We start from the raw sequence: 22,795 nt of genomic DNA on the forward strand, positions 1-22,795 counted from the left end.
ACTGAAGTATAAGTTTCTTTATCAAAATAGATCTTGGGTTGTTTCATCTCTCTAGATTGATGATATATAATTAATTATGTTTTCCCAAAATTGGTTTCAATTCTTTTGCGAGCTTATGCTCTAAAACTCCCATATAGTCAGCCATTTCGTGCTCAAATTCAAATATATTCATTCTCAAAGAAACATTTGTTCCTTTCGTCCAATAGAAAAGTTGGAGTCCTTGTGTTCCATGAACTTTATAATAGCCTAAGTGTTGAACTAGTCTTCCCCAAATTCCTTTCTTGACTTTACCAACATAGAGAACTCTACTATGTGGGAAATTCTTTTTGATAGCAGGTACGGCTTTTGAATTTTGGGTCAATTTGTATTTTGTGACTCTATTTACTATTTCTTCGGCAGAATGACCTGATACAATTTCAAAATAATAAAGACATGGCCCAGATATTTTTGTAACTATATCAAAAACATGTGAAAAATCACTTTCTTTTAAAACATTTACAAAATTGTAATCTTTCATTTCGAAACAGTCGATATCAAATTGATATATTTGCTTTGCCCCTTTTTCTGAAACATTTAGTAATGGCGCTATAGCACTTGTACTGAATTCTTTAATCCTATCGTTCATTTTTTATAGCTCCTTTTATTAAATAATATTTTTTAAAAAGTGTAAATATCCTTCTAATCTTTCCAGTGTTTTTTCTTTTTCAATAATCATATCATCTGCACCTAACCAGTCTTTTTTATTCACTAATGCTACAGTCATATATTTACCATTGCCGAATTTCGATGGTCGTTGAATTTTTAAAATGCCATATTCTTTCGCTTTATTGATTATTAAATTATGAAACGTATTTCGTATTTCTGCCCTAGTGACATTGTCTGGCATTTCAACTTCGTCAGGATCTGTTGAAATTTTAAAGCATAATTTCCCTTCTTCAATTTGAAGATATGCTGGATAAATCCCCCAATAATCCCAGTTTAGTACTGCATTCCAAAAGCCACCGTTAGGATTGTTTACATAATTCCAATTTACTAATTTCATGTTTTTTTCTAAATGCTGAAAATATCCCTGCCAATCATTTCCATCCCATTTTCCAAGGACCTTTGTTTCAAATTGGTTATTAACGTTTTCTAAACGTGTTAGCCTTTCAAAAAAATCGATGAAAATATCATTGGTTATATTCGAATAATTAGATAATAATTTAATGAGATCTTGTCTATTATATATGGCAAACCCTTGTGTAATAATATGTTTAAGACTAGTCAGCGACTCATTTCCTGTTTTCAGATAGATGCAGATAGGAGTTTGATAACCATTTTCATTGCACCATTTAATTGATAAAGTTTTGTAGCGTGTCAATTGATTAGAATGATGAGATGTATTCGTTTTGTCTTCTATAACCAATAAATATTTATCATTGATTTCTGCCCATACATCTATGTTTTGCCATTGTCTGCCAGCTTTTACTTTTACAATATCTTCATTGAAATTTGGTAATTGTTTATGGATTAATTGTTTGACAAAATCAGTTGCACAATTATGTATATTTACGTCATGCTTTTTATTTTCAGGATCCGCATATTGCAATAACCAAGTGATGAAAGAATCTTGGTTTAATTCTTTAGTAGCGATTTCAAAAATGTTTGGTTTCATGTATAAATTGTTCGTGAATTTGTTCTATGTATGTTTGAGTCCATTTTCAACTTGTCGTTTTAGTTCGTTTAAATTTTTTGCTGTCTCTCTGAATAATCTAGCATCTTTTTTTAATTGCTTGAACCAATAGTCAACTGAGGCATTTAAACGCTGGTCGCGTGATAGAAGTATTTCATTATACAGAGCAGCAATACAATGGCTAGAATCTAACACAATGCCACCAGAAGGAATTTTGCCAGCTGTGAATCCTTTTTCAAGGTCTTTAATAATTATGTAGTTACTCACACGTGTAAAAGTTGTTTGAGTATAAAATCTGTCTATTAAAGATTTCAAAATAGCTTTACAATCAGATATTGTTTGATTTTTTTGTGCAAACTTTTCTGCAAGTTCCTTGTCTAATGGTTTAACAGATAAACTTTTGTCACGCTCTACATAACTTTTAGTTGACCATTCTTTGACTATTTTGGGAAAGTCAATTATAGTTGCAGCCAAATCTTCCCAGTATACAAATACTTGGTCGGCTGAGAAAGAAAGTTCTTCAAGGGAATACCCTTCAATAAGCATCTCTTTGTTTTTTTGAAGTGTAGTTATAGCATTTTGGGGAACTTTATAACTTTTTTCTTCATATTCTATTTGTTGCTGTTTTAATTCCTCAATAGTTAATTCTGTCAAACTCTCAAAATAATCAATATGAGTATATTTTTTGGTTTTAATTGCATCTATTCTTTTTTCAATTTCTTCCTTTGGATTTTCCAATATTTGAGAATGAATTATTTGAGTTGCAAGTTTAGGTGCAATCACACCAATAAAACCTTTACTGCAATCATAGTCTTTGAGTGCAGCCAATTGTCCTAGTAAAGCAATGTATATTCTTGAAGAATTCGCTTTTAGAAAATCCAACCTTTCCGTTTTAATTGTTCCACTCCAAGTATGTTCAATTAAAGCTAAAAAATCGTCTATAATGTAATACTCTTTTGAAGCCATCATTCGCTGTCCTCGGATAAGAGTATTTAATGCCCTAGCCATATTGTTTCTTTGATCAAGGTCTTTGTTAAGGGCTATTTCAATTACTCCGGCTGGGCTTGAAAAAACTTCAATTTCTCCACTCAAAGATTTCTCTAGTAAATATTTTCCAAGGTCTGTGTCAATCCAATTTGTCTCTTTTGGAGCAATATCGTTTAATGAGCAATTATCAATGTATATTTTTAGCGGTTTCATTGGAGATTATTTTGTTTCGTTAGATATATCTTTTGGCGCAAACTCATCTGTGTTAGTTTTTTATAAATCGTATTTAGAATAATTCTGCATCATTAAGCTCTTAAGTTTTATTGCTTCATCATAAATTTCTCCTATATAATTATTTATTTGTGGAATTTGCTCTTGATACAAATCTAAATAATCAGTAAAAAACTTTGGATTGTCAAAATATATTGCGGATATCTCAAATGCTTCTTTTAACAGATCGACTATTTTAAAATCTATGTGATTAGCTTTTGCTATTTCATGATAATGTTCAAGAATATAGGAAATTTTAACAATATGGTGTGGATGGGTTCCTTCATTTAGATAAAAGGGCTCGATTTCAGTATCTGTTTTGAATTCTTTTTTATAGAATAATAAAATTGTTATTAGAATACCAGATAATCCAACAGCTAAAAGTTTAAAAACATCATCATTTGAATTTATGCTTTTTAATTCACATAAATCAATAATCTTTAGACAAACAAATTGACAACCGTTTAAATCAGAATCATATTCAGAAATATGATTATACGAAATGAGGTTGCTAATATTTGAAATTTGATTATCAAATTGACCTTCTCTTTTCTGAACTAAATGGGCAAATTCATGGTAGTAAGTAAAAATTATTGAAGTTTGAAACATTAAATATTCAAGGTCAATACATTGTGATAAACTAAAATATCTTTTTAATCTATAATTTGTAAAAAATTTATTTTCATTTAATTTCTCGTTTAATTTAATAATTTGTTCTTTAGAAACATACATAATATAACTTCCATTATTGTAAGTTCCTCCAGAATTTACATCTTCTTTATCCCAATAAAAAAAATATGAATTTTCTAAACCGAATTTTGATGAATTCAATTCTAAATCATTTGTACAAAATTCAAAATAAGTTAAAAAAATGTCCTCAATAGGATTTCCTATTATGTTAAAAATATCCGATTTAGATATGGCAGTATTACGCAAAATGTTTTCTGAATTTTCGTTATAAAGACTTCTATTCATATTTTATTGATATTTTGTTAGGTATTTTAAAGTGACGTATAATTTGTTTATAAACAGTCGTTATAAATCCTTGCCATATGATTTTGTGCCAAAATGTAGCTTTATATTGCACTATATCAAACATACAAAATAGTTATAATTATGTATTACGGTTTTCCGTATAATAAAATAAGATGCTTTTAAGCATCTTATTTTTATGGAATATTTAAATAATCTGATGGAATTATTCCTTGTCTAAATGAAACTCAAAGTTGAATAATTCTGAGGGATGGATATTTAAACCTTTTGAAAGTTGTAACACTGATGAAAGTTGAATATTGGTTTCTCCTTTTTCAATTTTACTAATATCACTATGATCGAGGTCGCATCTTTGTGCTAATTGCCTATAGCTTAAATTTTTTGCTGTTCGAAATTTCTCCAATTGCTTTCCAAATAATATTTGAAAATCTTTCTTGTCAAGACTGTTACTCATTGTTGTTAGTTGAATAAGCAATTTCAGTAGTTTTATAAAAAATAGTGTGGGTTTTACGACCCACGTGTATATTTTTTAATATATTTGTTTATAATTACTAAATTTGCGATTCTTCAAATAAAATATTGAAGCATTCGCTTTGAATCCCGACCTAAAAACTGGTAATTTTTGTACACGGGATGATAAGTAAGATGCTCACGTCTATTGGCGTGGGCTCACTTATTCGTGTACAGGTATACCAGTACCTTAGGTCGATATAAGCTGAGTTCCATGCCATTTTTTTTTGGTTCTTATTAAAATTTTCTTCAGCTTTTATTCTTAGCGTATTTCACTATTTCAGAGTCTCGTAATTAGTTATTATCTAACCAATAAACCTACGTGCTTATGAACTAAAAAAGATTAAAGCCATATTTAATGCCTGCGCTGTCCTATTTTTCATTTTGAGTTAGTCATTGTACAGTTGCAGGCTATAAAACTGGTAAATTTTGTAGTGATGTCTACTGCTTCCAAATGGATATCGCACAAAAAAAGGCCCTCTATCTCACGTCGTCAAACAAGTAATAGAGGACCAAAGCTAATAAAACTAACGTCTCATTAAACTAACCCAATATTATGAAAACTTTTTCATTAAATAAAGGGTTGGCGGCACTTTGGTATCCGTTTATTTTCGGGTTTTACCTTTTTTGCACGCCAGCCTTAGCACGGAATCCCTTGCGGTTTTCCGCTTTACAACAACAATTTCAAGTCACGGGTACCATTACCGATGGTACAAATCCTCTTCCCGGAGTCAGCATTACAGTCAAAGGCCAGCAAAAAACGGTCTTTTCGGATTTTGATGGCAAATTTGCCATAAATGTATCTCATAACGACACCCTGATTTTTACTTACCTTGGTTTTAAGACAGTCACAATTTCTGTTGGGGATCTCAAAATAATTAATGTGCAAATGCGGGAAGATGCGACCTCCTTATTGGAAGTCAAGATCAATGCCGGTTACTATTCTGTAAAGAACAGTGAACGCACCGGAAGCATTTCGAAAATCAGTTCAAAAGATATCGAAAAACAACCTGTCACCAATGTGCTTGCAACTATGCAGGGACGAATGGCAGGTGTTAATATTACTCAAAACACAGGTGTGGCTGGAGGCGGTTTCGATATACAAATAAGGGGACAGAACAGTTTGCGCTCTGATGGGAACAGACCGTTATATATCGTTGATGGTGTTCCTTATTCCTCAGATGCCGTAGGTTCTGATCTGACAGGGATTGTTCTGCCCGGTGCAACAAGTCCTCTAAGCAGTATCAATCCAACAGAGATAGAAAGTATTGAAGTCCTTAAAGATGCAGATGCAACGGCGATTTATGGTTCAAGGGGAGCCAATGGAGTGGTACTTATCACCACTAAAAAAGGCAAAGAGGGCAAAACAAGATTTACTGCAAATGTATCGGGTGGATTTGGCTCAGTGACACGCCTTATGGAACTTATGAATACACAGCAGTATCTGCAAATGCGCAGAGAAGCGTTCATCAATGATGGCATTTCTTATGGTCCAACCGATTATGATGTCAATGGAACATGGGATCAAAACCGTTATACAGATTGGCAAGAAGTACTCATTGGAGGAACTTCAGAGATCAATGATGTGCAGGCATCGGTATCAGGAGGCTCATCCGGGACACAATTCCTTATCAACGGCAATTTTCATAAGGAAACCACGGTTTTTCCCGGCAACTACAATTACCGTAAAGGAAATCTCCATGCGAATCTGAACCATGAATCCGAAAATAAAAAATTCCACATCAATTTTTCTATGGGCTACACTGCTCAGGAAAATAACCAGCCAGGAATTGATATAACCCAACAAGTTATTCTTCTACCACCCAATGCTCCGGCATTATATGATGAAAATGGCAATTTAAACTGGGAAAACAGCACTTGGAATAATCCCATGAGTAATCTGGAAGGAAAATACACTTCAAGATCTAATGACCTTTTTGCCAATAGTCTATTATCCTATAATATCCTGCCGAGTTTAATTGCTAAAGCGAGTTTTGGTTTTACCGATACGCGTTTTGATGATAGTCGGACTCAGCCATCCACCATGTATGATCCAGCTTATGGATTAGGTAGTGAATACTCCTCCATTTATGTCAATAACACTACAAGAAAATCATGGATTATGGAACCCCAAATATCATGGTCGAAAAAATTTGGCAGAGGAAAAACCGAAATCCTCATTGGAAGTACATTTCAACAGCAGACAGCAAACCAATTGGTACAGGAAGCGGACGGATTTAGTAGCAACAGCCTGATCTATAACCTTTCCTCAGCATTTCATGTATTTGACTTGGTAGATAGTGAATCGATCTATAAATATCAGGCTTTTTTCGGGAGGGTTAATTTTTCGTGGAATGAGAAGTACATTGTAAACCTTACCGGACGCAGGGATGGTTCAAGCAGATTTGGTCCCGGAAGGCAGTTCGCAACTTTTGGAGCGATTGGAAGCGCATGGCTGTTTTCAAATGAAACATTCGTAAAAGAGAATCTTGGTTTCTTAAGTTTTGGAAAATTAAGAGCCAGTTATGGTACCACCGGAAATGACCAGATTGGTGACTACCAGTTTTTAGATACCTATGGTTCTTCGGGAAACAACTATGGTGGTATAAATGGTTTGGAACCGACACGTTTGTTTAATCCCAATTTTGGTTGGGAAATCAATAAAAAATTGGAGTTGGCACTGGAAACAGGTTTTTTAAAAGACCGTATTTTTATAACGGCGGGCTGGTACAGCAACCGTTCTTCCAACCAATTGGTAGGAATTCCTCTTCCTGCTACAACTGGATTTAATTCGATACAGGCAAATTTAGATGCCACAGTACAAAACAGAGGGATCGAGCTTACCCTTAGAACGGTAAATTTTCAAAAAGAATCCTTTAACTGGACAAGCAGTTTTAATTTGACAATCGCCCGAAATAAACTATTGTCTTTTCCTGATCTGAAAGGATCAACTTATGAGAACCAATATGTAATAGGCCAGCCTTTAAACATTAAGAAATTATACCACTATACGGGAATAGATCCCACAACAGGAATTTACCAGTTTGAGGATTTCAATGCAGACGGTTTAATTACATCGCCACAGGATAAGCAGGCTATCCGTGATTTGAATCCAAAATATTTCGGAGGATTTCAAAATACCATTACCTATAAAAACTGGCAATTGGATTTTCTTTTTCAGTTTGTCAATCAGCTGAACTATAACGGATCATATAGTACTGGACTACCCGGCGCTATGGCCAATCAGCCTGTGCAGGTCATGAACCACTGGCAAAACCCTGGAGATAAGGCCACCTATCAACAGTACACCACAGGGGTAAATAGTGAAGCTATGGATGCATTTTACAAGTTTTATGCCAGTGATGCCATGATAACGGATGCCTCTTACATACGGCTTAAAAATTTGTCATTGTCATATACTATCCCTGAGCAGTGGCTTAAAGGAGTAAAATGCCGACTGGTATTTCAGGGACAGAATCTTTTCACGATCACTTCCTATAAGGGTGCTGACCCCGAATCCAGATTCACAACAAGCCTTCCACCTTTAAAGGTATTTACAACCGGGCTTCAGCTTACTTTTTAACTTCTTAATTTAAACATTATGAAAAAGAAATCATTTTTACGTTTTATCCAAAACTATAAAATAAAAATAGTAAACCACAGACTTCTAATAGGATTACTTGTGTCCTGTATGATACTTCTAGGTGGCTGTGATAATTTTGTTGAGGTTGACCTTCCGTCCTCACAACTAACAGCAAGCGCCGTTTTTCAGGACAGAGCTACTGCCAATGCAGCGATGGTAAGCATTTATGCTAAAATGCGCGACGAGGGTATTTTAAGCGGGAGTGTCGCAGGAATCTCCAATCAAATGGGAAACTATGCAGATGAGCTTGTGTATTACGGCGATATTTCCGGCACAACCCGAAACTTTTACAACAATACGCTACTTGCTTCCAATTCGGAGGTCTTTAACTGGTGGAGCAGCAGTTACAACCAAATTTATGCTGCAAATGCCATTATTGAAGGAGTGAATGCTTCTACGGCGCTCAATACTGTAGATAAAAACCAGCTTACAGGAGAGGCTTTGTTTGTACGATCACTGTTGCATTTTTATCTTCTTAATCTCTATGGGGATGTGCCTTATATCACCACAACAGACTATCAGCAAAATAAAGTGGCGCACAGAATGCCTTCTGCTGAGCTGTATTCCCATATCATAAGTGATCTGGAACTGGCCGTTTCATTATTACCGGAAGATTATATTTCCAGTGACCGTGTGCGTCCAAATAAATCCGTAGCGATGGCATTATTGGCAAGGGTTTATCTTTATAAAGGCATGTGGGCGGAAGCATCAAATGCGGCTTCATATACCCTAAACAATACAGGAATGTACACTTGGGAGGCCAATCTGGACGCCATATTTCTCAAAGAAAGTACCACAACGATTTGGCAGTTTATGCCTAGAGCGGATGGGCAGAATACACAGGAAGGCGAAACATTCATCTTTACGGCACCACCGCCATCACTTGTTGCTTTAAGTACTGAACTTATAAGTGAATTTGAACCGGGTGACCAGCGAAAGGATCATTGGACTCATGCCATTACAAACGGAACAGACACTTGGTATCATGCCAATAAGTACAAACAGAAATCAAATACTTCTAGTTCATTAGAGTATTCTATAGTATTTCGTTTGGCCGAGCAATACCTGATTCGCTCTGAAGCCCGCGCACAGCAAGGTGATCTTATAGGCGCGAAAGAAGATTTGGATAAAATCAGAAACACAGCCGGACTTGCTGGAACCACTGCCGTGAGCCAGCAAGATATACTTAGTGCCATATTACATGAGAGAAGAGTGGAATTTTTCACAGAATTGGGACACCGCTTTTTCGACCTGAAAAGAACGAATCATTTGGATGATGCATTATCATCTGTAAAAGTAGGATGGAATACTACAGACAGATTGTTACCACTGCCTGAATCAGAACTTACGCTGAATCCGAATCTTAATCCTCAAAATCCGGGCTACTAAAATGAGACCTAATAATATAAAATATAACAGGAAAACTGATACTCTCAGAAAGAGGGTGCCAGTTTTTTATATAGTGCTCATCGTTTTGCTGATCTCATTTTTTGGTTTTGCGCAAAACAATAATAAAAAACAGCTTACGGCTGTCGATTACCAGTTATGGAGTTATCTCAAAGCCGAGAAACTATCAGAAGAGGCAAAGTGGGTAAGTTTTTCTGTTTCGTATGAAAATGGCAGCGACACTTTATTTGTTAAAAACACTAAAGCAACAAGAACCTTTAGTTTTCCCGGAGCAGGCAAAGGAGAATTTATCGGTGACAATTGGTTTTGTATGATGAGTTCAAAGCAAGAATTGAAAATTGTCAACTTGCATACTTCCAAACAAGAAACTTTACAAGAGGTAATCAAGTATGATTTAAGTACGGAGGCTCACGAAATAATCATCTTGAAAAAAAGTGATGCCGGGAAAAAACAGTTACTAATAAAAGTTTTAGGAACTGATAAATCTATCATTTTAAGTGATATTGGTAACTACTGGTACAATCAAAAGACCAGTGCAATAGTATATACTACAATGTCCGGGAATGCAACAACAATTGCCATCATGAATCTACGCGATAAGACAACAAGTGTAATAGCCAGTTGTATAAATGCGGTTGAATATTCCGATATCGTTTGGCAGGAAAATGGAAATTCCATTGCTTTTTTAGAACAGCCTCTGGACAATAAAACAGCTCGTACCTACGTCGGTTATTACAAAATTTCGGAACATGAATTATCCATTTTCAATCCTGCTTTACAAGAAGATTTTCCAATAAACATGCAAATTATTTCCTCGTCTTTTGCCAATCTACAGATTGCTAAGGATGGACAAAGAATATTTTTCGGATTACAGAAGACTATTATACCACCCGATATTACTCAGGTTCAAATTTGGAGCACGGCAGATAAATTTATTTATCCATCAAAAGTCCAGATTGACGGCTGGGATAAAATAGCCAAAGTAGCGGTATGGTGGCCCCGGCAGAATAGGTTTAGCTGTATTACTAACAATGAACTCCCGCACCTGATGTTAAGCGGAGACCAAAAACAAGCCTTGCTTTACAATCCACAACAATATGAACCGCAGGCAAATTATGATGGCAATTTGGATTTTTATATTTCGGAACTGGAAACGGGAAATCGGAAATTAGTGCTTCAAAATCAGTCAGGAAATTCCCAGTGGACTTCTGTGTCTCCCGGCGGAAAGTATGTGGTTTATTTTAAAAGCAACCATTGGTGGGTTTATGATATACTGACGGGGCTGAACAGGAATCTCACCAAAGAACTTGGAGTGTTTTTTTCAGATAATGAGTCAGACTGTCCTGAAGAAGCAAACCCTTTTGGCAATCCAGGATGGATGGAAGGAGATAAAACACTTTTTGTTTATGACAAGTATGATATTTGGAGCCTTGCCAGTGACGGTTCAACTTCTTTACGATTGACTAGGGGACGCGAAAATAAAAATACCTTTAGGATTGTTTCCCAATCTAAGGAAGGGTCCGATAAAATGAATTATGATGGTACTTGTAAAGGACTAATTGGATCTAATGACAGATTACTGATTAAAACCGAAGCACTGGAACATACAGGATATTGTTTTTGGGATAAGGAAAATGGTTTACAGCCTTTATTGGACAAGAAAATGCACACCAGCCAGTTTATAACCTCTGCAAAGAGTGAGGCTTACGTTTATGTTGAGGAAAACTTTAATTTACCACCGAGATTACTCGTAAAAGAAAGCTTAACTTCAAAAGAAAAAGTACTGTTTCAAAGCAACCCACAGCATTTTAAATACAATTGGGGAAGCTCCAAGCTGATAACCTATACCAACTCCAATGGCACGGTTTTAAATGGCGTTTTATTCTATCCGGCAAATTATCATGCTACTACAAAATATCCTATGGTGGTGCATGTGTACGAAAAGCAATCAAAAGAATTGTATAATTATGTAACCCCATCACAGAGAAACCCAACAGGATTTAATATTGCCAATTTTACCTCAAAAGGATATTTCGTGTTTTTACCTGATATTGCTTATGAAATTGGAAATCCGGGATCTTCGGCAGTAGATTGTGTTGTTTCCGCTACCAGAAAAGTCATTGCCAGTGAATCATCCATTGACAGTACTCGAGTAGGTCTTACTGGTCATTCTTATGGCGGGTATGAAACGGATTACATAATCACGCAGACTAACATGTTTAAAGCCGCAGTGGCAGGCGCAGCCATTACAGATTATGTAAGCGGTTATCTGTATATATCGGATATGCAAAAGCCTAATTTTTGGCACTATGAATTCGGTCAATTAAGAATAGGTAAATCACTGTATGAAAATTATGCAGGATACCTGCATAATTCTCCCATATATCATGCCGACAAAGTAAGCACACCTCTGTTGTCATGGGCTGGAGAACAGGACTACCATGTGCATTATTATCAGAGTATTGAGTTTTATCTGGCTTTAAGGCGCCTTGGTAAAACCAATACGATGTTGCTTTATCCAGGAGAAGGTCATGTGCTCTCAGATCCTATTCAGCAACAGCATCTTACCCAAAGGATTGAACAGTGGTTTGACTATTATTTAAAAGGAGAAAAAAAGCCACAATGGTTTTAAAAAAAGAAGACAGCCAATCATAAAAAAACAATGCAGTTCCCATAAGGAACTGCATTGCCATTTCTACGAGCAATGGAATCAAGGTTTGTAAACCGGAACCTTACATTCGTTAGCCGAATTTTTACCAAATAATTGCGCACCAGTTGGCAGCAAACCAACTCTACAGATGGTTCCATTATTTGTTGTTGAACACATATCATGCTCCTCACAAGAGGTTGCTTCAGCGTTCAATTTGATGTACCCACGAATTGGCGCTGCTGCTTTAGAACGCACATTCATGGCATGGGTTGTATAAGCGCTTGCTATCGCAAGAGCAAATACTGCAACAGGTAAAACCTGTTTTGCAAAATTTGTTTTCATGATTTATAATTTTAATGTTAGTGATCTACTCTTTCGCAGGTTTTCGATCTTTTCCCTGACACAGCGCTGTATATTTTCATATAGTGATTTCAGTTTTATTTTTGATACGAGTTTGTGAGTTTCCTGCTTAATTTATAATGAACCAAATACGGTCCTATAAATCCATAAAAATTATCATTGAGAATAAAGAAATTTTTTAGCTTTTCATTTTTAATATGGTAGATGTAAAAGCTGCCCTGATAGGAATTGGTATTGAGATCGTATATATCAATTACACTGGCATCCTTCCACATTTCAGTAGGTTCATATTTTCCTAACAGTGCTGAATTGACAAATAATAAATTTTTATAAACGGCGCTTGTTTTATTGACAATTACGGGAGGTGCTGAAAATTTCATTTCCTGCTGGCTTGCCACGGTAGTCACTTTAATTTGAGCTTTACTAATGGTGTCGATGGTCTTGCCACGATAGATTAAATTAAGCGTACTGTCTGCTACGATAAACTCATTACGGTAGAGATAAATGTATACGAGCTTCTGAATGTCTTGGTCATAATGCAAGGTTCCATCAACGTCAAAAATTCCATCAATCTGTTTCTGTAACAGGCTTGTATTGAAACGTGTTTTTGGTTTGCTGCCAAAATGAAGAGACCCCAATACACTTTCCCCATTTATATTACTGTTGGAGCGGAATGCCAATGTGAGCGAATCCATGAGCTGATAATGGGAAAAAGTTGTAGACCCGTTCCATTTTACAAAGCCCTTCCAGTTGTTTATATTTCCTTTAAAAATAACAGGAACATATCCGTCAATAAGATAAAAATTCGGAGGTGAAACTCGGATTTGGACAGACTGAAATAAAAAATCTGTCCTATTGGGATGAATCTTAAATTCATTTTTGTTCTGTAAGGCTGTATCTAACATTGTAACAAGTAAAGGCGCAGTATGACTGCCCAGGTATATCTTGTCTTTTGAAGCTCCGGCAAAATAATAGGAACTAAACTTTAGATCGATGTCATTCACTTTTACAGCATTTCCGGGAAAACGACGAACAAAATTATTTCGGTGATGAATGATGTCTTCTGACAACATAAATAGCAAGGCAACAATACCAATACTAAAAAGAACAGTTAACAAAAAGGCACTGGCGAGTGCAGCAGGCTTTGAAATTAGGTGCACTTTTGGCACCCCTACGGCCAATAGCAGGATACCTGCTGCTGCCAGCATTATGAAAACTAAATTAAAAAAAAGATGTTCTGTCCATCCTAACTTTTCAAGAATTCCTCCACAGGAACAAGGGACAAAGGAGCTGTAATTTAAAATAATGAAAATGTATGCGGTAAACATAATCATTAGACCCAGAGCGCCAAAAAGACCAATAATCTTCCATCTTTTTGAAACGATGAGCAATGCGATAAATAATTCAAGCGCAGGTACAATCCATGCAATTACCCCTGCAAAAGCACTTAATAAAGGGGACTGCCCCAATTGTACGCGGAAGTTCTCAAAGTCAAGCAATTTACTTACCGCCGCATATACAAATAGCACTACATATAGGAAGGAGATTACTTCTATAAAAATATACTTATATCGTAGGTTAAATTTCATTGTAATGTAATTGAAAATTTGTGATGTAAAATTGTATAAAATAAATAATTAACTCTTGTCAATTCGGGATAATCGTATGCCAAAAACGGACAGTAACTGCCATCTTTGACTTTAGTTGAATAACAAAATTTTCAAAATCTAATATTTCGCTTATGGCTGCATATACAATAGCAAAATATAAAGCCGTCAGATTATATTGATTATAGTGTTTAAAAAAAACACTCCTGTTTTCGTGTCTCTCTTTTTAACCTCTCAATAGATAATAATTACTAATTACGATACTTGTATACAACCTAGATGGTTTAAGCGTTGTTTAACAGTCAGATTGTAGTGTTTTGTAAGTGCTAAATTAGTTCAACCCTTTTGAAGTCCAGTTGCTAAAATCCCGCCAACTTATATCATTTTCAGACATTTTTATCATTTTCGCCTATCAAAATATCTTGATTTATGTAATCTATGAATAACTAATTATCACATTGTAAATATTTTATAGCGCTAAATTAAGTCAATATCTTTGAAGGATTGTTACGAAAAACGATCCAAAATTTGTAAAAAACGATCCATTTTACACCATTTTAAATGGTCACACAATTCATTAAAAAACGACTTTGGAGTTTTTTTTAGCTCCCTGCAGGGGCAAGTGGTTTTGAGCTGCGGAAAGTATTTCAAGCAGCTCAGAACACAACTTGCCGTGTTCTGGTGAACACATTATTAAGTATGTTTTAATTGAAAGGGCTTGAAGCCCTTTTTTTGTTGTAATATTTTAAAATTTATTTTATAAATGCAAGCAATGACGGACTATACTGTACAGCCTGAGAACATCGAAGGTTTTAAAATAAAGCTGAAGATATGCCGATAACTAACTTATGTATTATTGTTTATGTATGCAGGCAGACATGTCTTCAGGCATTCAAGCATTCAGGCATTCCGGCATTGAAGTATGCATGTTTTCATATAACTATGTAGGCAGGTGTGCATGTAGGCAGGTGTGCATTCCTGCCTGCAAGCCGGCAGGCAGTCATACAGTCAAGCCTGCAGGAATACGCGCAGGTCATAAGGTGCTCCAGCAGTCCAGCATTACCAAGAAGAAAAAAAATATTTTTCGAAAAGAAAACAGAAAAAGGGAAAAAAAGAAAAAGAAAGCAATCTAAAAGGACGGGATGCAGTCAGGCCAAAAGGAATCGGAATAAGTCCCGAAGGGTGTCTTGTGAGGAACGAGCAAGGCATTATGCCGAAGTCTTTTTGCCAGACTGGAACAGCCCGTCATACCTTCGGTTTCTTTTTATTATTTCTTTTGATAAAAATATAAATACAATCGGTAGATAAATGATCGCTTGTAAAGTTAAATGACTATTTGGAAATTTTGTAATTACAATCTTAGCAGATATTCGGATATTGCAGACAGCTTTCTAAAACAAATGTTTTAAGCTTGTAATATATTATTTAGATAATCGTTTAAAAGCAAACGCCATAGTGCGGATAGTAAACATAAAATTGGAAGATTATGTTTATGGATATGCCCTTCACACTGTAATGAAGTGATTAGCATTATGTGTCGGAGTGCTTAATTTATTAAAGGCAGAATTAAATCCAATGATAGGGTTTGTCCTTGCGGTTGAGGTAGCAGTACATTTCTTCCTTTTTGAGTTCGGGAAAGAATTTAAGGGCATCTTCAATGGCATAGTTGGGCAGAAAGTAAATCTCTTCACGAACTGCCTTAATTACTTTTTCACGACCATAAAAACGCACGATTTCGTCAATTTGATCCTGACCTCCACGCTCAACAATACGCGCAATAACCATTTTATATCCTCCATGCCAGTCAATACTGTCGAATCTAAAATCCCAAAAGAATTTAGGATGAAGATTGGGTATGTTTTTAGTTAACTTCTTCATTGTTTTTTATATAATGGTTAGTATCAAATATAAGCAATTTCTGCTGAATTACCTGCAAAAAACTCTCTTTTTATTGGGGTTAATTGGTAAATCCTGGCTTTCTGATTTAAATTTATATAAAGGATTTTTTACTGCCAGTTCCAGACGGTTTTTGATGTTTTTCCAGTTCTGCTCTTTTTCTTTGAGCATGTCTACACCTTCAAATGTGGTAATCTTGTCATAAGTATTAAGGCCTCCGCAAGCCCAGTACGGATCTTTGTCATATTTTCTCTGATAGGCTTGCAGATAAAACTTTAGAGGTTCTTGCTCAAGCATAAAGTACATGTCGACAAAATCCTTGTATCTGGTACCGCTCTGATGGATTGCATGGAGTTTCATTGCCCCAATATCTTCATTGGAAATCATGCGGACTCCTTCCGTTGTTTCCACAGAATTCAGAATAGGATAATTGTGTGTAACAATATCGACTTTTATATTATCGATGAAGGTAAGAACTGTGTTATTGAAGAGTCTGCTTATCTCTTTATTTGCGTTGTAAGTGACATGTAAATATTTGAGCATCGCCTGCGGATCAAAATCTTTTGTTGTAAAAAGATCTATGTCTACCGATAAGCGGTGTACTAATCTTAAGACCAGCGCCGTACCACCAACTAATATGTGGTCTTTCAAATTTTCATCTTTCATAAGCCTTTGGAGAAGTTCCCACATCTCCGAAGTAACAGTTTCTTTGCAGAGCATAATTTATATTTTCAGAAAAATTAATTCTGAAAAGGCCCTGCCCTTTTGAAGTGGCCTCTGATGGCTTTGTTTGACAGCGAATGTCAAATTCTAAAGGTCTAAGACTAGGTTAGGAACACATAAGACAATTTCTTCCAAGTACTTCCAAAAACTTCCACATTGGATTGTAACTGCTGAGTATAAATTATATTGGTTTTAAGTAATACTATTAATTGAAATCATGGAAAATGAAGAAAAAAAGAACCCGCATAAAGGAGGCAGGCCTTCCAAAATAGATCCCGCCGTCCATCGCTATTCCATCAGTCTTACTGCAGAAGAAAATGCACGTTTCCTGACTCTTTTTGAAACATCAGGAATGCATGTAATGGCTCACTTTATTACAGCGTGTGTTTTTCAAAAAGGGATCAAAACAGTTAAGATCGATAAAGCTACAATGGATTACTATATGCGACTGACTTCCTTTTACAGCCAGTTTCGGGCTGTTGGGGTTAATTACAATCAAGTTGTGAAGATTTTATATCAAAAATTTTCCGAAAAGAAAGCTTCGGCATATCTGTACAAACTCGAAAAGCAGACAATTGAATTAGCTGTTATATCCAAAAAGATAATACAGCTCACAGAGGAATTTGAAGAAAAGCATATGAAAAAAGAGTCTTGATATGACAGCGAAATTTTAAGAATAGTAAATTTATACTAGTGTCGATTCATGTACAATGTATGAAACATGATTTTTTAGTGTACCCTATATAAAGAATTGATAAGATACATTCGTAAGATTTTATTAATTGCTGTTTATCAAACGAATGGCTATAACTGCCACAGCTTTAATTTATACCATCATAAAGTGTCAGTCTGCATTTTTTGTTTTGAAGATTGCGATGCTAAAAGATAAAGATTACAAGCGAAACTATTATTGAAATGACTTTAAGCATGCATTTTTATATTCATTAAAATAAGTAATGATGTGTAAGTAGTAAAGATCGTGAAAATGGTCTTTGCCTTTTATGGCAGGAGGTGAAAGATAGCAAATAAATAAATTATTAAAAGAAGAATCATGGCAGGTAGAAATTTGGTAAAGCCACAGGCTAAAAGTCGGGATATAAGACTCGAACAAAAAGAAAGCAATTTTTGCGATCAGAAACAAAAAGCTGAAAAATTAACTATTGAAGAATTAAGAAGCTGTAAAGGTTTTGAAACAGTATCAGAATCGGAGGGACAAGATATAATTGAAAGCCTGTTTCGGTTAGCAGTAATAGTTTATAATTTTTAAACTAAAATTATGAGTATTGAATGCTTTTATTAAGTGGCTCGAAAGATTCACAAGAAAAAATTTTGTAAAATTATTGGAAGAATGTAAATCAGAATCTCAATTTACTTAGTATTGCTTACACCGTCCATCAGTTTTTGGATATCGTCATAGCGGTAATACATAAGCCCGCCAATTTTATTGTAGGGAAGAGTGCCGTTTACTCTAAGATTCTGAAGCGTTCCAGCCGAAATATTTAGAAGTTTACGCACCTCATAACTTTTAAGCCATACGCGGGTTTCTTCGCCTTTCTTGCGAGGGTATTGTTGATATCGCTTGATTTCTTCCAGTAATTCTTTTTTAAACTTTTCAAGGTCATCTCTTGTAATAAGATCTACATTCATAATACTCAGTTTTACATTATTATGTCATCACCATAATAGTATTGGCTTCAGATCGAAACAAAATAAAAGTATAGTAGCATTAGAAAGCACAAATGTGTTCTGTTTGGCAGGCATTTGCTCTTTTTTTCTGCTAAAAAAAATCATGACCAAATCAAATTAGATTAAACCAATAAAAAAGGCAGTCATTAATTTTAGACTGCCTTTGTCAAAATATCCATGCTTTCAATCGTCTAATAAATGAGTAAACATCCGCTGTTCAAGTTTGTGCATATCCTCGCTGAGTTTTTGTTCAACCACCTTAGCATAGATTTGAGTGGTGCGAATGCTTGTATGTCCCAACATTTTGGATACACTCTCAATTGGTACGCCGTTACTCAGAGTAACGGTCGTTGCAAAAGTATGGCGAGCGATATGAAAGGTTAGTGTTTTAGTTATACCACTAATGTCAGCGATCTCTTTAAGGTATCCGTTCATTCGCTGGTTTGAAATTACGGGGAATACTGTTCCGTTATTGAGAGCCCTTGGATCATCACGGTATATTTCCATTAAATCCGTCGCCTGAGGCAGTAGAGGCACGCGTACCCCTGTGTCTGTCTTTGCCCTGCTTGTAGATATCCATAGACCACCGTCTATGCCTGTAACAATCTTGTTTGGAGTTAGTTCAGCGAGCTCAATATACGAAAGACCCGTATAACAGCTGAACAGAAACATATCCCTAACATGTCTAAGACGTTCAATAGGAAACTCTTTGTTTGTCAATGCTGTAAGCTCTTTACCGTTCAATGAATGCCGTTCCACTTTGTCAAAATGTTTTTTGAAGCTGGCAAAAGGATCTTTAGCAAGCCAATCCAGCTTGACAGCCATATTTATCATTTTTCGCAGCCTTTCGATATGCTTCATGATGCCGTTGTTATTAAGTGGCTTCTGGTGATCCTTGGGAACATAATTAAATAGATAGCGTTCAAAATCCAGAATAAATTTGTACTTAAGCTGCGAAAGGGCAATATCATTTCTGTAGAGTTTCTCCCTCAGGAATATTTTTAAATACCGTTGCGTGGTATGGTAATTCTTCATGGTTCCCTGAGCAAGTTTATGTCTCTGCTGTTCATTATGATATTCCATCAGAGCCATTAGAGTTGGAGTTGTGTTGTCCGTGCCCATTACACGGTCGCGTATCGCAGGGCCGTCTATAGCAGCATCATTCAGTAGCATCTGCTGATAGGTATTTATGATTTTTGCCTTGAACTGGTTAAGAAAAATGTTGAGTTCAGTAATTTCTTTGCGGTTTCCCTTAGCCATGCCTTTTCTTTCATCCCATTCAGCTGCCTTAACGGAACGCTTGACTGAAATCTCAGTCCGTTTTCCATTTACCGTTACTCGGGCACAGATAGGAGCCGAACCTTGGATCGTGGTTTTTTGGGTCTTTAGGTAAAAGAGGACCCCGAATGTAATTCCTGCTGTTTTCATATCTCAAAAATTTAATGTTTCAGATCAATTGCACATCAAAATGGGTCTCAAGAAAGCTGGATTTTCTTTTGAAAAACTGCATAATTTGAGAAGCACCAAATGTTAAGATTTTAGTACAACTGACTGATTTTTAAAATATTAAAATGAATTTTGGGACCTAAAGGTAAAAAAAGAAAAAGGGTAGCCGAATAGGTCCCATTTTCTTTGATATAACTTGAATATTTTGGAGTTGAATAAAAAGAAAAACCCCTTAAATCATACGATTTAAGGGGTTTTGACTGCCTTTGAAAGGCTCTTTAGTCGGGGTGGCAGGATTCGAACCTGCGGCCTCCTGCTCCCAAAGCAGGCGCGATAACCGGGCTACGCTACACCCCGTAAGCGGGTGCAAATATAGAACTATTTTTTGCTTATCCAAAACAATTTAAGAATTAAAAAAAAAATATTTCAAAACGACCTTACACCCCAAGGGAGGCCAATATATCTATAGTATGTTTATCAAGAAAATCTGAGTCAATCTTAAACGCTATCTGCGTTCGATATTTTTATTCAAAATTCTGGATGATTTTTTCCAACATTTCAATTGTTTTGTTTTTGGTAAGAGGAATACTCTTTCCAATTATAGAATAACCTTCAGCATAAGGCGTCAAAAGACTAACAATTTCTTCTGGAGAGTTCTTAATTACTGCGACTATATTGATGAGCTTATTATTGTAATCTTCATAGTACTTTTGTAGTGATGACTTAAGTTGTTCATCCCTCATGGAGAGTGCCCAAATTTCTCTGAATACAAAACTTTCTAAACTTGTATCATCGTATTTCAATAATATTTCCAGTAATTTTTTGATAAATTGTTTTTCTTCGGTTTTATTTTTTGGAGTTAGTGCTTTCAATTCTTCTTCAATATTTTCTTCACATTTCTTGCAGAAATATTGGGCAACTGTTTGCAATAATATCGATTTATCAGGATAATGATACTGAAGATTACTCAACGTAATGCTGCATCTCGCAGCTATTTTGCGCATTGTTATGCCACTACTGCCTTCTTCCTTAAGTAAATTAATAGTCTCTTTTACAATAGTTTCCTTGGTATTTAGCTTGTTCATTTCAGATAATGTGTTTGATATTTGCATATTTAGGTCAAATGACCTAATTTTGTTCGGTCATTTGACCTAAAATGTAAAATTAAAAAAAAATATGGACACACAAAATGTATTAGTAATTAACGGGCATCCTGATAAAATTAGCTTTAATGAAGAAATTGCCCAAACCTACATTCAAACAATGAAAAATGCGGGAATAGAAGTGAACTATCTTCCTCTAAGAGATTTGAATTTTGATCTAAATTTAAAAAATGGTTTCAGAATACCGCAAGAGTTAGAGCCGGATTTGGTTAAATCCGTTGAATTATTAAGGAAAAGTACACATACGGTTTGGATACATCCTTTGTGGTGGTATGGTTTACCGGCATTATTGAAGGGATTTATAGACAGAACATTTCTTTCTGGAATTGCTTATAAATTTACTGATAATGGAATGGAAAAGCTATTCGCGGGGCGTTCGGCAAGAATCATTTATACTGCTGACACTCCAGAAGCCGAATATGAAAAAAACTTTTCTAAATCGGGGCTTAAGCAACTGAAAACAGGAGTACTGGAGTTTTCGGGGTTTTCTCCTGTTACTCATAATCATTTATCAACCTTCTTTGATGCTGATAGAGCCAGAAAAGATAGTTTCCTAAAGCAAGTACAAGAAATAGCAATGGAAGATATTACAAGTAAATAAGAGGAAAGGTTAATATTAATTTATATTGCTGTATGACAGATTCTAATAAAATACGATGCATAAATATGCTACGCGTTAGCAAAAGTGAATAGAATTTAAAGTTCCTGCTTAATTAATGTACTCTGTTCATTATTCTCTATTTTAGAATAGTAAAAACTGATTAATTGAGTTCTTTTTTCCAACAATAAAAACTTACTTTTGCACCATCAATTATTAATATAATCATTATTATGTCAGATACAATCGAAAAAATTAAATGCCTAATTATAGGTTCTGGTCCTGCAGGTTATACTGCTGCTATTTATGCTGCCAGAGCAAATATGAACCCTATATTATATCAAGGAATGCAGCCTGGAGGTCAATTGACTACAACAAATGAGGTGGAAAATTTCCCTGGTTATGTTGATGGTGTTACAGGACCGGAAATGATGATTCAGTTACAAGAACAAGCAAAACGTTTTGGTGCTGATATTCGTGATGGTTGGGCTACTAAAGTTGATTTTTCAGGAGATATTCATAAAGTTTGGATTAACGATACAATCGAATTGCACTGCGAAACTGTTATTATTTCTACAGGAGCAACAGCAAAATATTTAGGATTACCATCAGAACAACATTATTTGCAAATGGGTGGCGGAGTTTCTGCTTGTGCTGTTTGCGACGGATTTTTCTACCGTAATCAAGAAGTTGTAATTGTAGGAGCAGGAGATTCAGCTTGCGAAGAAGCACATTACTTATCTAAGCTTTGTAAAAAAGTAACGATGTTGGTAAGAAGCGAAAAATTCAGAGCTTCTAAAATTATGGAAGATCGCGTTCGTAAAACTGAGAATATCGAGATTTTAATGAACCACGATACAATTGAAGTTTTGGGAGATCAAAATGTTGTTCACGCAATTAAAGCAATGAACAAAACTACAGGTGAAGTTTTTGAGATTCCTGCAACAGGATTTTTCGTTGCAATTGGTCACAAACCAAACACAGATATCTTTAAAGATTACATCACACTTGATGAAACAGGTTACATCATCAATACTCCGGGAACTTCTAATACAAATGTAGCAGGTGTTTTTGTAGCTGGTGACGCTGCAGATCATGTATACCGTCAGGCAATTACGGCTGCCGGAACAGGATGTATGGCTGCACTTGATGCTGAGAGATATTTGGCATCTAAGGAGTGATTT

General features: G+C 35.5%; 19 protein-coding genes and 1 tRNA gene. 7 read left to right on the forward strand and 13 right to left on the reverse strand.

Annotated features, from left to right (window positions below; all coding sequences use genetic code 11):
- Nucleotides 1–70 precede the first annotated feature (70 nt).
- The 5 genes from EAH81_RS17330 to EAH81_RS17350 all read right to left on the reverse strand — a co-directional run bounded on the left by EAH81_RS17330 (nt 71) and on the right by EAH81_RS17350 (nt 4,376).
- Nucleotides 71–625, reverse strand: coding sequence for a hypothetical protein (locus EAH81_RS17330; protein ID WP_140509430.1), 555 nt, complete (start codon nt 623–625; stop codon nt 71–73).
- Nucleotides 626–643: 18 nt separating this feature from the next.
- Nucleotides 644–1,654: a PD-(D/E)XK nuclease family protein gene (locus tag EAH81_RS17335; RefSeq protein WP_140509432.1), complete on the reverse strand. Its 1,011-nt coding sequence runs from the start codon at nt 1,652–1,654 to the stop codon at nt 644–646.
- A gap of 24 nt (nt 1,655–1,678) precedes the next feature.
- Nucleotides 1,679–2,872: a hypothetical protein gene (locus EAH81_RS17340; protein ID WP_140509434.1), complete on the reverse strand. Its 1,194-nt coding sequence runs from the start codon at nt 2,870–2,872 to the stop codon at nt 1,679–1,681.
- A 60-nt stretch (nt 2,873–2,932) separates the two neighbouring features.
- Nucleotides 2,933–3,904, reverse strand: coding sequence for a hypothetical protein (locus tag EAH81_RS17345; RefSeq protein ID WP_140509436.1), 972 nt, complete (start codon nt 3,902–3,904; stop codon nt 2,933–2,935).
- Between the two features lie 223 nt (nt 3,905–4,127).
- On the reverse strand, nt 4,128–4,376 hold the full coding sequence (locus tag EAH81_RS17350; RefSeq protein ID WP_140509438.1) for a helix-turn-helix domain-containing protein: 249 nt from the start codon (nt 4,374–4,376) through the stop codon (nt 4,128–4,130).
- A gap of 612 nt (nt 4,377–4,988) precedes the next feature.
- Between EAH81_RS17350 and EAH81_RS17355 the strand changes: the two genes are divergently transcribed.
- From EAH81_RS17355 to EAH81_RS17365, 3 genes are read left to right on the forward strand one after another with little or no spacing between them, the layout of a single operon-like run.
- Nucleotides 4,989–8,015, forward strand: coding sequence for a SusC/RagA family TonB-linked outer membrane protein (locus EAH81_RS17355; protein ID WP_140509440.1), 3,027 nt, complete (start codon nt 4,989–4,991; stop codon nt 8,013–8,015).
- Between the two features lie 18 nt (nt 8,016–8,033).
- Nucleotides 8,034–9,464, forward strand: coding sequence for a RagB/SusD family nutrient uptake outer membrane protein (locus tag EAH81_RS17360; protein ID WP_241676580.1), 1,431 nt, complete (start codon nt 8,034–8,036; stop codon nt 9,462–9,464).
- A 1-nt stretch (nt 9,465) separates the two neighbouring features.
- Nucleotides 9,466–12,114, forward strand: coding sequence for a S9 family peptidase (locus tag EAH81_RS17365; protein ID WP_140509442.1), 2,649 nt, complete (start codon nt 9,466–9,468; stop codon nt 12,112–12,114).
- 78 nt (nt 12,115–12,192) lie between these two features.
- Here the strand turns inward: EAH81_RS17365 and EAH81_RS17370 are convergent, their stop codons facing one another.
- From EAH81_RS17370 to EAH81_RS17385, 4 genes are all read right to left on the reverse strand, one after another.
- Nucleotides 12,193–12,474 (reverse strand): DUF6520 family protein, encoded by a 282-nt coding sequence (locus tag EAH81_RS17370; protein ID WP_140509444.1) that lies wholly within the window; start codon nt 12,472–12,474, stop codon nt 12,193–12,195.
- A 95-nt stretch (nt 12,475–12,569) separates the two neighbouring features.
- On the reverse strand, nt 12,570–14,081 hold the full coding sequence (locus EAH81_RS17375) for a DoxX family protein (RefSeq protein WP_140509446.1): 1,512 nt from the start codon (nt 14,079–14,081) through the stop codon (nt 12,570–12,572).
- A gap of 1,584 nt (nt 14,082–15,665) precedes the next feature.
- Nucleotides 15,666–15,977 carry a DUF6922 domain-containing protein gene (locus tag EAH81_RS17380; protein ID WP_140509448.1) on the reverse strand — a complete coding sequence of 104 codons (312 nt, stop codon included), beginning with the start codon at nt 15,975–15,977 and terminating at the stop codon, nt 15,666–15,668.
- 48 nt (nt 15,978–16,025) lie between these two features.
- Entirely contained in the window at nt 16,026–16,715 is a 690-nt protein-coding gene (locus EAH81_RS17385) for a nucleotidyl transferase AbiEii/AbiGii toxin family protein (RefSeq protein WP_140509449.1), read from the reverse strand.
- Nucleotides 16,716–16,935: 220 nt separating this feature from the next.
- Here EAH81_RS17385 and mobA point away from each other — a divergent pair, with 220 nt between their 5' ends.
- Complete coding sequence (gene mobA, locus EAH81_RS17390; protein ID WP_140509451.1) at nt 16,936–17,373, forward strand: conjugal transfer protein MobA; 438 nt, start codon at nt 16,936–16,938, stop codon at nt 17,371–17,373.
- A gap of 396 nt (nt 17,374–17,769) precedes the next feature.
- Entirely contained in the window at nt 17,770–17,985 is a 216-nt protein-coding gene (locus EAH81_RS17395) for a hypothetical protein (RefSeq protein WP_140509453.1), read from the forward strand.
- Between the two features lie 101 nt (nt 17,986–18,086).
- Here EAH81_RS17395 and EAH81_RS17400 read toward each other — a convergent pair whose 3' ends face one another.
- From EAH81_RS17400 to EAH81_RS17415, 4 genes are all read right to left on the reverse strand, one after another.
- Nucleotides 18,087–18,365, reverse strand: a complete 279-nt coding sequence (locus EAH81_RS17400) for a helix-turn-helix domain-containing protein (RefSeq protein WP_140509455.1) — start codon at nt 18,363–18,365, stop codon at nt 18,087–18,089.
- Between the two features lie 222 nt (nt 18,366–18,587).
- Nucleotides 18,588–19,832 (reverse strand): site-specific integrase, encoded by a 1,245-nt coding sequence (locus tag EAH81_RS17405; protein ID WP_140509457.1) that lies wholly within the window; start codon nt 19,830–19,832, stop codon nt 18,588–18,590.
- 300 nt (nt 19,833–20,132) lie between these two features.
- Nucleotides 20,133–20,207 (reverse strand) — tRNA-Pro (locus tag EAH81_RS17410).
- A 167-nt stretch (nt 20,208–20,374) separates the two neighbouring features.
- Complete coding sequence (locus EAH81_RS17415; RefSeq protein WP_206669091.1) at nt 20,375–20,935, reverse strand: TetR/AcrR family transcriptional regulator; 561 nt, start codon at nt 20,933–20,935, stop codon at nt 20,375–20,377.
- Between the two features lie 91 nt (nt 20,936–21,026).
- Between EAH81_RS17415 and EAH81_RS17420 the strand changes: the two genes are divergently transcribed.
- Together EAH81_RS17420 and trxB are read left to right on the forward strand one after the other, a co-directional pair.
- Nucleotides 21,027–21,614 (forward strand): NAD(P)H-dependent oxidoreductase, encoded by a 588-nt coding sequence (locus EAH81_RS17420; protein WP_140509461.1) that lies wholly within the window; start codon nt 21,027–21,029, stop codon nt 21,612–21,614.
- A gap of 230 nt (nt 21,615–21,844) precedes the next feature.
- The gene (trxB, locus tag EAH81_RS17425) at nt 21,845–22,792 is read left to right on the forward strand and encodes a thioredoxin-disulfide reductase (protein ID WP_140509463.1); all 948 of its coding nucleotides are present in this window, start codon (nt 21,845–21,847) and stop codon (nt 22,790–22,792) included.
- Nucleotides 22,793–22,795: the final 3 nt, after the last annotated feature.

It is taken from the genome of Flavobacterium pectinovorum (genome assembly GCF_006438875.1).
GTDB lineage: Bacteria > Bacteroidota > Bacteroidia > Flavobacteriales > Flavobacteriaceae > Flavobacterium > Flavobacterium pectinovorum_A.